The organism is Pseudomonas sp. P5_B2, assembly GCF_056400445.1.
Genome location: NZ_JBFULH010000103.1, coordinates 1 through 12,309, shown reverse-complemented (window position 1 = coordinate 12,309; position 12,309 = coordinate 1). Strand labels below are relative to the sequence as shown.

Below are 12,309 nucleotides of genomic sequence, written 5' to 3'. Positions count from 1 at the left end.
ATGGTGAGCATGGATGACGCCAGTGAAGAGTTTCCGACTTTCTCCCATCCGGGGACTGAGTTTCTGCATCTGCTTGAAGGCGAGCTGATTTATCGGCATGGGAATCAGCTGTATCGGATGGAGGCTGGGGACAGCCTGACATTTGAAGGAGAGATTCCCCATGGGCCTGAGGAGTTGGTGCAGGTGCCGATTCGGATGTTGTCGATTATGAATTACGGTAGCGATAAGGAGTGATAGAGGCATTTCCCTGTAGGAGCCCGGCTTGCCGGCGATGACTGCAGTTCAGTCACCATCACAGCGCCTGACCCACCGCCATCGCCGGCAAGCCGGGGTCCTACAGGGTTGCGTGTGTACCTAATCAAAAAACGCGAATAAAAATTCCCACCAGTTAAAAAACTTTCACAAAACCGCTAGACGCCACACCTCCATTCCCCGTATAAAAGCCCTCAACAGGAATATTATATTCCCACCAAGAAAATACGCTCATTGAAGAGCCCGCTGTCTGCTGACATTTTTTCGCTATGCGATGAGCTGCCGCCATCTTCCCGAGGACGTGTCATGCAACACGAAAAAAACCATTTCATTATCAAGATCTCCTGTCCCGCGGTGTCCGGTATCGTCGCTGCCGTCACCACTTACCTGGCTGACAACCGTTGCTACATCGGGGAAATGGCGCAATTCGACGACGACTTCAGCGGCCGGTTTTTCATGCGCGCGGTGTTTCGTTTCAACGACGGTCACCAAGGTGATCTCCAGCAGATCAAAGACGGGTTCGCAGATGTCGCCCAGGCCTTCGACATGACCTGGGAATTGCACGACACCCGCGAGCCGATGCGTGTATTGCTGATGGTCAGCAAGTTCGACCACTGCCTGACCGACCTGCTCTACCGCTATCACAAAGGCGAGATGGACATGACCATCACCGCCATCGTCTCCAACCACCTGGACCTGCGGCCGATGGCCGAGCGCGAGGGTATCCGCTTCATCTATTTGCCAGTAACCAAAGACACCAAGGCCCGGCAGGAAGCCGAGTTGATGAAAATTGTCGACGATACCGGCACTGAACTGGTGGTGCTGGCGCGCTACATGCAGATCCTCTCCGATGATCTGTGCAAACAACTCTCGGGCCGGGCGATCAACATTCACCATTCATTCCTGCCCGGTTTCAAGGGCGCCAAGCCATATCACCAGGCCTACGAGCGCGGGGTGAAACTGATCGGTGCAACCGCACACTACGTGACCAGCGACCTCGACGAAGGCCCGATCATTGAGCAGGAAGTACAGCGTGTTGATCATGTGTACTTGCCTGACGATTTGGTCGCTACTGGCCGTGATACCGAAACCGTAGCCCTGTCAAAGGCGGTCAAGTACCACCTGGAACACCGGGTTTTCCTAAATAAGGACAGAACGGTGATCTTCCGGTGAATACGCTCAAATTGATCKACGGTAAAGCCGCCGCCGCCCGCGTGCTGACTCAAGTCCGCAAGGATGTGGACAGCCTGCGTGAGCAAGACATCCAGCCGGGCTTGGCGGTGATTCTGGTGGGCAGCGATCCGGCCAGTCAGGTCTATGTCCGCAACAAGATACTGCGCGCCGAAGAGGTGGGCATTCGCTCCGTGGAGCATCGGCTGAACATCGACACCAGCACGCAACAATTGCTGAACTTGATTACCACGCTGAATAACGATCGCTCGATCAACGGCATCCTCCTGCAATTGCCGCTGCCGGCTCATATCGATGAATTGCGTGCGTTGGAAGCCATCGCCCCGAGCAAAGACGTCGACGGTTTTCATAGTGAAAACGTCGGTGGTCTCAGCCAGGGCCGTACGGTGCTTGCGCCCTGCACGCCCAGCGGTTGTCTGTATTTGCTGGAGCAAACCTGCGGGAATCTACGTGGCAAACACGCGGTGGTGATCGGCCGCTCGAACATCGTCGGCAAACCCATGGCCGCCCTGCTGCTCAAGGCGGATTGTTCAGTGACCGTGCTGCATTCGTGCAGCCCGGACCCACAGGCGTTATGTCGCCAGGCGGACATCGTCATCGTCGCYGTCGGCCGGCCTAAATTGATCGACGCTGCTTGGCTCAAGCCCGGCGCTGTGGTGATCGATGTCGGCATCAATCGCATCGACGATCAGGGCCGCAGCCGTCTTGTGGGCGATGTCGACTTCGACAGCGCCCTGCCCCATGTCGCGGCCATTACACCAGTTCCCGGGGGTGTCGGCCCGATGACCATTGCTTTCCTGATGAAAAACACCGTCACCGCAGCCCTTATGCAACATCAGGCTCAACGCAGCCAATCGGAGGCCGTATGCCATTCAATCTATTGAAATACGGGCTCAGTTCCGAGTACCCCGTGGAAGTGGATCTGCCACCGCCCCGGGAGCTGAAAAGCAGCTATGACGTGGTGATCATCGGTGCCGGCGGCCATGGCCTCGCCACGGCTTACTACCTGGCCAAGTACCACGGCATCACCAATATTGCGGTGTTGGAGAAGTCCTATCTGGGTGGTGGCAATACCGCGCGCAACACAGCGGTGATTCGCTCCAACTACCTGACCAGCGAAGGCGTGCGTTTTTATGCCGAGTCGGTGCGGATGTTCCAGGGGCTGTCCAACGAGTTCGATTTCAACATCATGTACTCCGAGCGCGGCCAACTGACCCTGGCGCATACCGATGCCACCGTGCGCTCGTTCCGCCAGCGGGCCGAGGTCAACAAACACTTCGGCGGGCGCACCGAGATGATCGACCGTCAGCAGATCCGCGAGCTGGTGCCCAGCCTCAATCTCGACCCAGGCCACCTGCCCGTCATCGCCGGGCTCTGGCACATCGACGGCGCCACCGCACGCCACGACGCCGTGGCCTGGGGCTACGCCAAGCAGGCAGCCAAGCGCGGGGTGGAGATCCACCAGCTCACCGAAGTCCAGGACCTGATCATCGAGAACGGTACGATCACTGCGGTCAAGACCAATCGGGGCACCATCAAGTGCGGTTGCGCAGTGCAGGCGATTGCCGGACACAGTTCGTTGCTGATGGCCAAGGCCGGGATACGTTCACCGATCCAGACCTTCCCGCTGCAAGCGATGGTCACCCAGCCGTTCAAACCGTTTCTTGATCCGCTGGTGAGTTCCTCCGCGCTGCATTGTTATGTGCAGCAGACCAGTCGTGGCGAGGTGGTATTCGGCGGCGGCTCTGATCCCTATCCGCTGTTCAACACCCGTTCGACGCTGGACCTCAAGGAAAGCCTGCTGGCCCACGCCATCGAGATGTTCCCGTTTCTGGCCAATGCAAAACTGATGCGCCAATGGGCCGGCATCACTGACATGACCCCCGATTACAGTCCGATCATGGGCCTGTCGCCGGTTAAAAATTACTACCTCGACGCGGGCTGGGGCACCTGGGGCTTCAAGGCGACGCCGATCTGCGGCAAGACCATGGCCGAGCTGGTTGCCAGTGGCGGCAAGGTGCCGGATCTGATCAAGCCTTTCGCCCTTGAGCGTTTTTCGACCTTCCAGCAAGTCAACGAAATRGGCGCTACGGCGGCCAGTCACTGACGGAGAGCGGACCATGAAAGTCATCAATTGCCCGCTCAACGGGCCGCGCAATATCAGCGAGTTCACTTACGGCGGCGAATTCAAGCCGATGCCCGATCCGGTTAGCTGCAGCGATGCCGAATGGGCGGATTACGTGTTCAACACCGACAACCTCGCCGGTGTGGTGCGCGAATGGTGGATGCACACGCCTTCGAGCTACTGGTTTCTGGCGGAACGTCACACCGTCAGCGATCAAATCATCCGCACCTTCGACCCCAAAGAACTTTTCACCGCCCGCGTCGACTTCAGCGCCGCCAAGGAGATCGCAGGATGAACCGTTTACCCGCCCCGATGGGCCTGCTGATCGACCGTGATCAGCCACTGGATTTCAGCTTCGACGGTGCTCGCTATCAAGGCGTGCAAGGTGACTCCATCGCCAGCGCCCTGTTGGCCAACGGGCGTTTTTTGATCTCCCGCTCCTTCAAATACCACCGCCCGCGCGGCCCGTTGACCATGGCTGGGCAGGACGCTAACAGCTTGGTGCAGCTGCCCCAAGAGCCCAATGTACTGGCGGATGCTCACCCGCTGTCCGCCGGTTTGCAGGTGACGGCACAGAACGTCAACGGTTCTCTGGATAACGACAAGGACGCCTACCTGGGTAAATTCTCTAAATTCATGCCGGTGGGTTTCTACTACCGTTCTTTTTACAAGCCCAAGGGCATGTGGAAAGTCTGGGAACCGATCATTCGCAAGAAGGCCGGCCTCGGTGTGCTCGACCTCACCTTCCAGCCCGAGTACTACGACAAGGCTTATCTGTTCACTGACGTTGCGGTAATCGGTGCCGGGCCCGCCGGGTTGCACGCCGCGCTGACAGCAGCCAATGCCGGTGCGAAGGTTCTGCTCATCGAGCAACAGCCGATCCTCGGCGGTTCGCTGACCTACGCCCGTTTCGACATAGACGGCAAACGAGCTGAAGCGCTGCGCCGCGAGCTGCTTGCTGCGGTGGAGGAACACGCCAACATCCGCATCCTCACCGAAGCGACCTGCAATGCCTGGTTCACTGACAACTACCTGCCGGTGATTCAGGGCAAACGCATGTACAAGGTGCGCGCCCGCCAATGCCTGGTGTGCAGCGGCGGCTTTGATCAGCCAGTGGTCTTTCGCAACAACGACCTGCCGGGCGTGATGCTGACCAGCGCCGCCCAACGCTTGATGAAGTTGTATGCGGTCAAACCGGGCAAACGCGCCGTGGTGCTGACGGGCAACGATGACGGTTATCTCGCCGCACTGGACCTGCATGACCAGGGTGTGGAAGTTGTCGCCGTGGTGGACATGCGTTACGGGCCCGGCGACGAATCGCTTCTACAAGCGCTGGCCCAACGCAAGATCTCTTGCATGCGCAACAGCACGGTGTATGAAGCGCTGCACGAAAAACGCATGCGTCATATCAACGGCGTCGACGTGCGCAAGATCACGGCCCAGGGTCAGGTCGCCGAGAGTGGCCAACAGCTGGACTGCGACTTGTTGTGCATGTCCGCCGGTTACATGCCGGTCTATCAACTGCTCTGTCAGGCGGGTGGCAAACTGGCCTACGACGACCAGCGTGCCGAGTTCAACCTTAGTGGCCTGCCAGAAAACCTGACGGTCGCCGGCTCAGTCAATGGCCGTCACCGCCTCGACAACGTCATCGCCGACGGCGTGAATGCCGGTGCCGACGCCGCGTCTGCGCTAGGGCTTGCGGTCGGCGCACAGCGGGCAACTTATGGCAGCGAAAACCGGGTCAATTTCAACTGGCCTATTTTCCCGCACCCTAAAGGTAAAGACTTCGTCGACTTTGACGAGGACTTGCAAGTGGCTGACATCGTCAACGCCACCCGCATCGGCTACCGCGACGTGCAACTGGTCAAACGCTACTCCACCGTGGGCATGGGCCCGTCCCAAGGCCGCCACTCAGCGCTGCCGACTGCGCGGCTGGTTGCCTGGGCGACGCAACGCAACATCAGCGAAACCGGTGTCACCACCGCACGCCCGCCGTTTGTGGCGGAGAAACTGGCGCACGTTGCCGGCAGGGCTTTCGACCCGTACCGACAAACACCGATGCACACCCGGCATGTGCAAGCAGGCGCAAAGATGATGCCCGCCGGCATCTGGCAGCGCCCCGCCTACTACGGCAGCGCCAAGGATCGTGATGCCTGCATGCAAGCTGAAGCGCTGCATGTGCGCAACAAGGTCGGCATCATCGACGTCTCGACCCTGGGCGGGCTGGACGTGCGCGGCCCGGATGCCGCCGAACTGCTCAACCGGATGTACACCTTTGCCTTTCTCAAGCAGCCGATCGGTCGTTCTCGCTATGCGCTGATGACCAACGAGCACGGCGTGGTGATCGATGACGGGGTGTGCGCGCGGTTTGCCGAAAACCATTTCTACGTCACCGCCACCACCAGCGGTGTCGACCGCATCTATCAACAAATGCTCAAGTGGAACGCACAATGGCGCCTGGACGTGGACGTTGCCAACGTCACCGCGGCGATTTGTGCGGTCAACGTCGCCGGCCCCGACTCGCGCAAGGTCCTGGAAAAAGTCTGCACCGACCTCGACCTGAGCGCGCAAGCGTTCCCTTACCTGGGTGTACGTCAGGGAACGGTTGCCGGGATCAAGGCTCGTTTGCTACGAGTGGGTTTTGTCGGTGAACTGGGTTACGAAATCCACGTACCGGCACGCTATGGTCTCAAACTCTGGGATGCGTTGATGGATGCCGGCAAGGCCCACGACATCCGACCCTTCGGTGTCGAAACCCAGCGTCTGCTACGCCTGGAAAAAGGTCATGTGATCATCAGCCAGGACACCGACGGCATGACTCACCCGGCAGAAATCGACATGGGCTGGGCGGTTAGCCGCAACAAGCCGTTCTTCGTCGGCCGCCGCTCGGTTGACATCCTCGAATCCCAACCGCTGAAGCGCAAACTGGTGGGTTTCTCCTTGCCCAAGGGCAGCCTGCAACCGCTGGAAGGCCATCTGGTGCTCAACGGCCCGGACATCAGCGGCAACGTCACCTCCTGCGAATATTCAGCAAGCTTGGGCAAGATCATCGGTCTGGCTTACGCCGGCATAGATCAAAGCACACCGGGGCAACTTATTCCGATCCGGGTCGAAGGCGGCAGCGTGGTCCAGGCCGAAGTCGTGCCGTTACCCTTTCTTGATCCCAGCAACCTGCGCCAGGAGCTTTGAGCCATGACCAGCCTGAGAGAACAATCTATTACCCGCCAGCCTAAGCTTGCCCACCTGTCCGCCTGCGCGCTGAACGATCTCACCGACCTGCCTCGGGTCGGTTTTCGCGGGGCAAGCAGCGCAGAGTATTTGCTGAGCCGCCGCTTTGTGCTGCCAGACGCGCCCAACTGCGCAGTCACACAAGACGACGGCAGTACCGTCGCGCGCCTGTCCCAGACCGAGTACCTGCTGCTGGGAAGCCTGCAGGACCAAGGCGAACGGGTTGCCGACGAAGAGGCCCGGTGGGAGTTGGACCACAAGGCCAATTATCTGCTGCCGCGACAAGACAGCCATGCCTGCTTTGAACTCATCGGTGAGCATCTCAGCGACGTCATGGCCAAACTGTGTGGCGTCGACTTGAGCGCCTTGGCGTTCGGCCCGGGCGCCGTGGCGCAAACCTCGGCTGCGCGCATCAACGTCATTGTGATCAACGCCAGTACGCTGCAACAGCCGAGAGTGTTCATCCTGTGTGACCGGGCTTCAATGGCTTATTTTCACGAAGCTCTGCTGGATGCAATGCAGGAATTTTCGGGCCTTCAAAACGGTGGAGGATCGAAATAAGCGGAGATCACGCAGGTGCCGACGCGGGATAGAGCTCGTCGAGCACCTGCATCAGCGCCCGCTTGCGTGGGTTTTCCAAACCGGTCCAGGCCACGCCGATGCCCGCCCCGCTCATGGCCAGCGTCAGTGGCCGGGTCACCACGCCGATTGGCAGCGCCGATGCGGCACCGCTTGGCAAGATGCCGATGCCCAGACCGGCGGCCACTAACGCCAACTGAGTAGTGAATTCGCCCATCTCCCGGGCAATCGTCAGGGTGATCTTGCGTCGGTGAAATCCCGCCAACATCTGGTCATACAAGCCGGGAGCGAACTTGCGCGCCAGCACCAGCACCGGACACCCGGCCAGATCCTGTGGCTGTATTCGACGCTGGGTGCTAAGCGGGTGGTCTTGCGGCAGCGCTACCACCAACGATTCCTCGAAGAGCATGCGCGTGTGCACGCCAGGCAGATTCAAGGGCAGGCGTACCAAGCCAAAATCCAGGGCATTGTCCAGTAAGGCCCGGGCCTGCGGCAGCGAAGGCATGTCCTTGAGCTCCAGTTCGATGCGCGGGTAGCGTTCTTCCAGCGTCCGCACGAGCACCGGCAACAAGTGCGACAACGTTGAAGACACAAAGGCCAGACGCAACACCCCAACCTCTCCGGCCGCGGCCTGCTGCAACACCTCACGGGCGCGCCCGGCCTGGCGCAGCGTCGCCAGCGCCTCGGGCAGAAACAGCGCCCCCTCCTCCGTCAACTCGACCCGGTGCCGGTCACGTTCGAACAACTGCGCCCCGACGTCTTCCTCCAGTGCACGTATTTGCGCACTCAAGGCCGGCTGGACAATGTGCAGACGCGTCGCTGCACGACCGAAGTGCAGCTCTTCGGCCAAGGTTGCAAAAGCCCGCAGATGCTTGAGTTCCATCTGTGCTCCCGATTCGGCACTGAGTTTCTTGGTGATCACAATCGGTGATCACGGAATCACCATAAACGATTGGCACGCCAGAGTGATAGCGGTTGAAAGTGGCGCCATTGCCCATCCATAAATACAAGAGAGGGAGACGCCCATGATCGACAGCTTTCGCCTCAATCGGCGTCGAGCGCTGATCACCGGTTCAGTGCGTGGCATTGGCCTGGCCCTGGCTCGGGGACTGGCACAAGCTGGTGCCCAAGTGGTGCTCAATGGCCGCGACGCCGAACGCGCCCAAGCCGCCTGCGCACTGTTGCGCGATGAAGGACTGGATGCCGAATACTCGGTGTTCGACGTGACCGACCACCAAGCCGTCGCAACCGCCATCGATGTTCTGGAAAACCGCCTGGGTTCGATAGACATCCTGATCAACAACGCCGGATTGCAGCATCGTCAGGCGCTTCAGGACGTCAGTGCCGAAGATTGGCATCGGCTGATGAGTACCAACCTCGATGGTGTGTTCAATGTGTCCAAGGCTGTGGCCCGACACATGATCGCTCGCCGGCGCGGCAAGATTATCAACATCGGCTCGGTGCAAAGCGAGCTGGCCCGCCGCTCTATCGCGCCCTACGCCGCCAGCAAAGGCGCCGTGCGCATGCTCACCCGTGGCATGTGTGCCGACTGGGCCGGCCATGGCCTACAGATCAACGCCTTGGCCCCCGGCTATTTCCAGACCGAACTGAACCAGGCGCTGGTCGACGACCCGGCTTTCTCCGACTGGCTGGTGCAACGCACCCCCGCCGGGCGCTGGGGCCGTGTCGAGGAACTGTGCGGCGCGGCCGTTTTCCTCGCCTCGTCCGCGTCCGACTTTGTTAACGGCCAGACCCTTTTCGTCGATGGCGGCTTGACCAGCGTCGTCTAACTCTCGCGCCAAGGACTCCAACATGCCTCAATCCCTGCCAACCCTCTGCGGCTCAATCATGGGTTCGCCGTTTTCGCTCTCGGCAAAAATCCACAACGCTGCTTACGCGGCCTTGGGCCTGGACTATACGTTTGTCTGTTTTGGTGTCGAAGATCCGGTTGCCGCCGTAGCGGCCATTCGTGCGCTGGGCGTGCGCGGCATGAACGTCTCCATGCCTTACAAAACGGCGGTGATGGCGCACTTGGATGCGATCGAGGAAGCCGCCCAAGTGATTGGCGCGGTCAACACCATCAACAACGTCGACGGTGTACTGACCGGCTACAACACCGACTACCTGGGCGCGATACGCGCCCTCCAGGAAGTCACCGAATTGCGCGACAAGCGTATCGCCGTGATCGGTGCCGGCGGCGCTGCTCGTGCGGTGGTCTACGGCTGCCTCCAAGCGGCAGCCCGGGTCGAGGTGTTCAATCGCAGTGCAGAACGTGGTGCCGCTCTGGCCAAGGATTTGAGTGCCCAGTGGGGCGGTGGCATCGAGGCATTCACCGCCAAGTCGTTCGACATCGTCATCAACGCGACCTCCGTGGGTTTCAAACAGCCCGACAGCAACCCGCTGGACGGCCGCCTGGCCAGCCACCTGATTGTCATGGATGTGGCATTCATGCCGGTGCAGACCGCTCTGCTGCAGCAAGCCAAAGCGCTGGGTTGCCGCACCGTGACCGGCACCCGCATGTTGGTACACCAGGCGTGTCGGCAAATTGAGTTGTACACCGGAAAAGTTGCGCCCATCGACATCATGGAGCAGGCCATGCTCCAGGAAATACAGCGTTTGAAATTGTAAGCAACCCAACTACCTGTCCAAAACAAGATGCCGTAAAGGCACCTGGAGGCACCACGATGACTCACGATCATTCTCCATCCGACGTCGACTTGAACCCCGACACGAGCGAACGCAAGAAAGACCTGCACCGTGCAGCCTGGGCCTGCTCCCTGGGCAGTGCCCTCGAATACTACGACTTCGCTCTTTATACACTGGCCTCGGCGCTGATCTTTGGGCCGCTGTTCTTTCCTGAACAGACCCGCGCCATGAGTCTGATTGCCAGTTTTGGCACCTACTTCCTGGGCTTTGCGATACGGCCGTTGGGGGGCGTATTGTTCGGCATGATCGGCGACCGCGCCGGACGCAAATTCGTGCTGGCGTCAACGGTGCTGCTGATGGGCATTTCCAGCACCCTGATTGGTGCCCTGCCGACCTTCCATCAGGTCGGGTACCTGGCACCGGTTCTGCTGGTGATCCTGCGCCTGCTTCAAGGGCTGGGCGCCGGCGCCGAACAGGCCGGTGCTGCGGTGATGATGACTGAGTACGCTCCTGAGGGCCGGCGCGGTTTTTATGCAGCCCTGCCGTTCCTCGGCATCCAATTGGGCACTATCCTCGCGGCGCTGGTGTATTTCCTGGTGGTCAGCGGCAATGACAACGTCATCGAGAGCGGACTGTGGCGCGTGCCGTTCTTCAGCAGCGTGGTGATTGTCGCTCTGGGCCTGTACATGCGCCTGTCGCTCAAGGAATCACCGACCTTCATCCGCCTCAAAGCGCTGAAGCGCGTCTGCGATAACCCGCTGAAAAGTGCAATGAAACACTCCAAACCCACCCTGCTGATCGGCATTGGCCTGCGTCTGGGGGAAAACGGCGGCTCCTCGATTTACCAGGCCCTGGCGGTGAGCTACATCGTTGGCGTGGTGGGTCTGCAAGGGCCGGTGGGCGTGCTGACCCTTATCTGCGCGGCCAGCCTCGGCGCGATGACCGTGCCGATTGCCGGCAAACTCAGCGACCGCTTTGGGCGTGTCGTGGTTTACCGGGCCTTCGCGCTGCTGCAACTGGCACTGGCCTTTCCGGTGTGGTGGGTACTCAGCCTGGGCAACGTGGTAGCGAGCATCATTGCCATCTCCATCGCGCTGGGCATCGGGACCTGGGGCATGTTCGGGACCCAGGCGGCGTTGATGCCTGAGTTGTTCGGCTCGCGTCACCGCTACATGGGTGTATCGATCGCCCGGGAAGCGTCGGCAGTGATCGCGGGTGGCATTGCACCGATGATCGGTGCCGGCATCATCGCCCTGGTCGTAGCGAGCCACGACGGCGACGCCAGCGCGGGTATCGGCGCCTGGCTGCCGATTGCCTGCTACTTGAGCCTGCTTACATTGATCACCCTGTACACCACATTCAAGACCCCGGAAACCCTCAATCGCGACCTGGACGAACCCCGTGATGCCTGGGAAATAGCCAGTGCCGCAACAGCGATATCTGTGCAGTCCAGCACACGCACACGCACACGCACGGCGTGACGGCGCAACCTCCGCGCCATTTTGCACCGATTAAAAAAGGAAGTTGGGTCCTACGCCCAACTTCCTTTTTGTTTAGTAGAAATTGCCTGTTATGTGTTTGGAGGCGTGCCTTCTGCATTGGCTACAACCGCTTCAATTTGAATCAAAGCATCATTAGGCAACGCCGATACACCCACTGTCCTTCGTGCGGGAACACCACCGGGGAAGAAGGTGGTGTACACCTCATCCACCGCACCAATATCCTCAATATTTTTAAGGAAAATATTGACCTTAACCACATCCTCCAAAACGTGATCGATACTCTCGACAATGGCCTTGATGTGTTTCAAGCACTGCCCAGCCTGCTCTTTTACACCACCACTGACCACTTCACCGGTTTTTGAATCCAAAGGCAATTGCGCCGAGATATGGTTGTAATGAGAAAAAGCCACAGTGTGTGTCGATAGAAAACCTTTTGGCGCATTGGCGGTATTGTTCGCTTTTATGATGAGTCCATGCCTGTCTTCGACAGCTTGCGGCGGCGTGCCATCTCCGTGCGACACAACGGCTTCAATTTGCACCAACGCATCCAATGGTAAAGCTGACACTGCAATGACTGTCCGTGCAGGAAAATAGGCGACGGTCCGGGCGATCGCCGAGTCTGGAAAAAAGGTTGTATAAACTTCGTTTACAACTTCAATATCCGAGAGGTTTTTAAGGAAGATATTAATTTTGACAATATCGTCAAACGGAACGTCGATACCTTCTAAAATGCCTTTGATATTTTTCAAGCACTGTTTAGCCTGCTCTTTTGCACCACCCGCAACC

Annotated in this window: 12 protein-coding genes; 10 read left to right on the top strand and 2 right to left on the bottom strand. The window is 59.4% G+C overall.

The genetic code is table 11. The features are described 5' to 3' along the window. The 7 genes from AC1DRJ_RS11605 to AC1DRJ_RS11575 all read left to right on the top strand — a co-directional run. Window positions 1–234 (top strand): cupin domain-containing protein (locus AC1DRJ_RS11605; RefSeq protein ID WP_477802262.1); only part of this gene is annotated, 234 nt, incomplete at its 5' end. A 324-nt stretch (window positions 235–558) separates the two neighbouring features. Further along, complete coding sequence (gene purU / locus AC1DRJ_RS11600) at window positions 559–1,425, top strand: formyltetrahydrofolate deformylase (protein ID WP_477802261.1); 867 nt, start codon at window positions 559–561, stop codon at window positions 1,423–1,425. Further along, window positions 1,422–2,327 (top strand): bifunctional methylenetetrahydrofolate dehydrogenase/methenyltetrahydrofolate cyclohydrolase FolD, encoded by a 906-nt coding sequence (gene folD, locus AC1DRJ_RS11595; protein WP_477802260.1) that lies wholly within the window; start codon window positions 1,422–1,424, stop codon window positions 2,325–2,327. Before purU ends, folD begins: the two co-directional genes overlap by 4 nt. Continuing rightward, window positions 2,309–3,550: an FAD-dependent oxidoreductase gene (locus AC1DRJ_RS11590; protein ID WP_477802259.1), complete on the top strand. Its 1,242-nt coding sequence runs from the start codon at window positions 2,309–2,311 to the stop codon at window positions 3,548–3,550. Before folD ends, AC1DRJ_RS11590 begins: the two co-directional genes overlap by 19 nt. Window positions 3,551–3,563: 13 nt before the next feature. Beyond that, window positions 3,564–3,863: a sarcosine oxidase subunit delta gene (locus AC1DRJ_RS11585; RefSeq protein ID WP_477802258.1), complete on the top strand. Its 300-nt coding sequence runs from the start codon at window positions 3,564–3,566 to the stop codon at window positions 3,861–3,863. Continuing rightward, window positions 3,860–6,757: an FAD-dependent oxidoreductase gene (locus AC1DRJ_RS11580; RefSeq protein WP_477802257.1), complete on the top strand. Its 2,898-nt coding sequence runs from the start codon at window positions 3,860–3,862 to the stop codon at window positions 6,755–6,757. Before AC1DRJ_RS11585 ends, AC1DRJ_RS11580 begins: the two co-directional genes overlap by 4 nt. 3 nt (window positions 6,758–6,760) lie before the next feature. After that, complete coding sequence (locus tag AC1DRJ_RS11575) at window positions 6,761–7,357, top strand: sarcosine oxidase subunit gamma (RefSeq protein WP_477802256.1); 597 nt, start codon at window positions 6,761–6,763, stop codon at window positions 7,355–7,357. Window positions 7,358–7,364: 7 nt separating this feature from the next. Here AC1DRJ_RS11575 and AC1DRJ_RS11570 read toward each other — a convergent pair whose 3' ends face one another. Then, on the bottom strand, window positions 7,365–8,258 hold the full coding sequence (locus AC1DRJ_RS11570; RefSeq protein WP_477802255.1) for a LysR substrate-binding domain-containing protein: 894 nt from the start codon (window positions 8,256–8,258) through the stop codon (window positions 7,365–7,367). A gap of 142 nt (window positions 8,259–8,400) precedes the next feature. Between AC1DRJ_RS11570 and AC1DRJ_RS11565 the strand changes: the two genes are divergently transcribed. The 3 genes from AC1DRJ_RS11565 to AC1DRJ_RS11555 are packed head-to-tail and all read left to right on the top strand — an operon-like array spanning window position 8,401 to window position 11,502. Then, window positions 8,401–9,165 carry an SDR family oxidoreductase gene (locus tag AC1DRJ_RS11565; RefSeq protein WP_477802254.1) on the top strand — a complete coding sequence of 255 codons (765 nt, stop codon included), beginning with the start codon at window positions 8,401–8,403 and terminating at the stop codon, window positions 9,163–9,165. A 22-nt stretch (window positions 9,166–9,187) separates the two neighbouring features. Next, window positions 9,188–10,003, top strand: a complete 816-nt coding sequence (gene aroE / locus AC1DRJ_RS11560; protein ID WP_477802253.1) for a shikimate dehydrogenase — start codon at window positions 9,188–9,190, stop codon at window positions 10,001–10,003. A 56-nt stretch (window positions 10,004–10,059) separates the two neighbouring features. Continuing rightward, the gene (locus AC1DRJ_RS11555) at window positions 10,060–11,502 is read left to right on the top strand and encodes an MFS transporter (protein ID WP_477802252.1); all 1,443 of its coding nucleotides are present in this window, start codon (window positions 10,060–10,062) and stop codon (window positions 11,500–11,502) included. Between the two features lie 89 nt (window positions 11,503–11,591). Here the strand turns inward: AC1DRJ_RS11555 and AC1DRJ_RS11550 are convergent. Beyond that, window positions 11,592–12,309: RidA family protein (locus AC1DRJ_RS11550; RefSeq protein WP_477802251.1), on the bottom strand; the 718-nt coding region annotated here is incomplete at its 5' end.

What these genes read in the sequence shown, in the direction of transcription:
- AC1DRJ_RS11585 (WP_477802258.1), top strand. Translation starts at nt 3,564, where the DNA reads ATGAAAGTCATCAATTGCCCGCTCAACGGGCCGCGCAATATCAGCGAG.
- purU (WP_477802261.1), top strand. Translation starts at nt 559, where the DNA reads ATGCAACACGAAAAAAACCATTTCATTATCAAGATCTCCTGTCCCGCG.
- AC1DRJ_RS11575 (WP_477802256.1), top strand. Translation starts at nt 6,761, where the DNA reads ATGACCAGCCTGAGAGAACAATCTATTACCCGCCAGCCTAAGCTTGCC.
- AC1DRJ_RS11580 (WP_477802257.1), top strand. Translation starts at nt 3,860, where the DNA reads ATGAACCGTTTACCCGCCCCGATGGGCCTGCTGATCGACCGTGATCAG.
- AC1DRJ_RS11555 (WP_477802252.1), top strand. Translation starts at nt 10,060, where the DNA reads ATGACTCACGATCATTCTCCATCCGACGTCGACTTGAACCCCGACACG.
- AC1DRJ_RS11565 (WP_477802254.1), top strand. Translation starts at nt 8,401, where the DNA reads ATGATCGACAGCTTTCGCCTCAATCGGCGTCGAGCGCTGATCACCGGT.
- AC1DRJ_RS11570 (WP_477802255.1), bottom strand. Translation starts at nt 8,258, where the DNA reads ATGGAACTCAAGCATCTGCGGGCTTTTGCAACCTTGGCCGAAGAGCTG.
- aroE (WP_477802253.1), top strand. Translation starts at nt 9,188, where the DNA reads ATGCCTCAATCCCTGCCAACCCTCTGCGGCTCAATCATGGGTTCGCCG.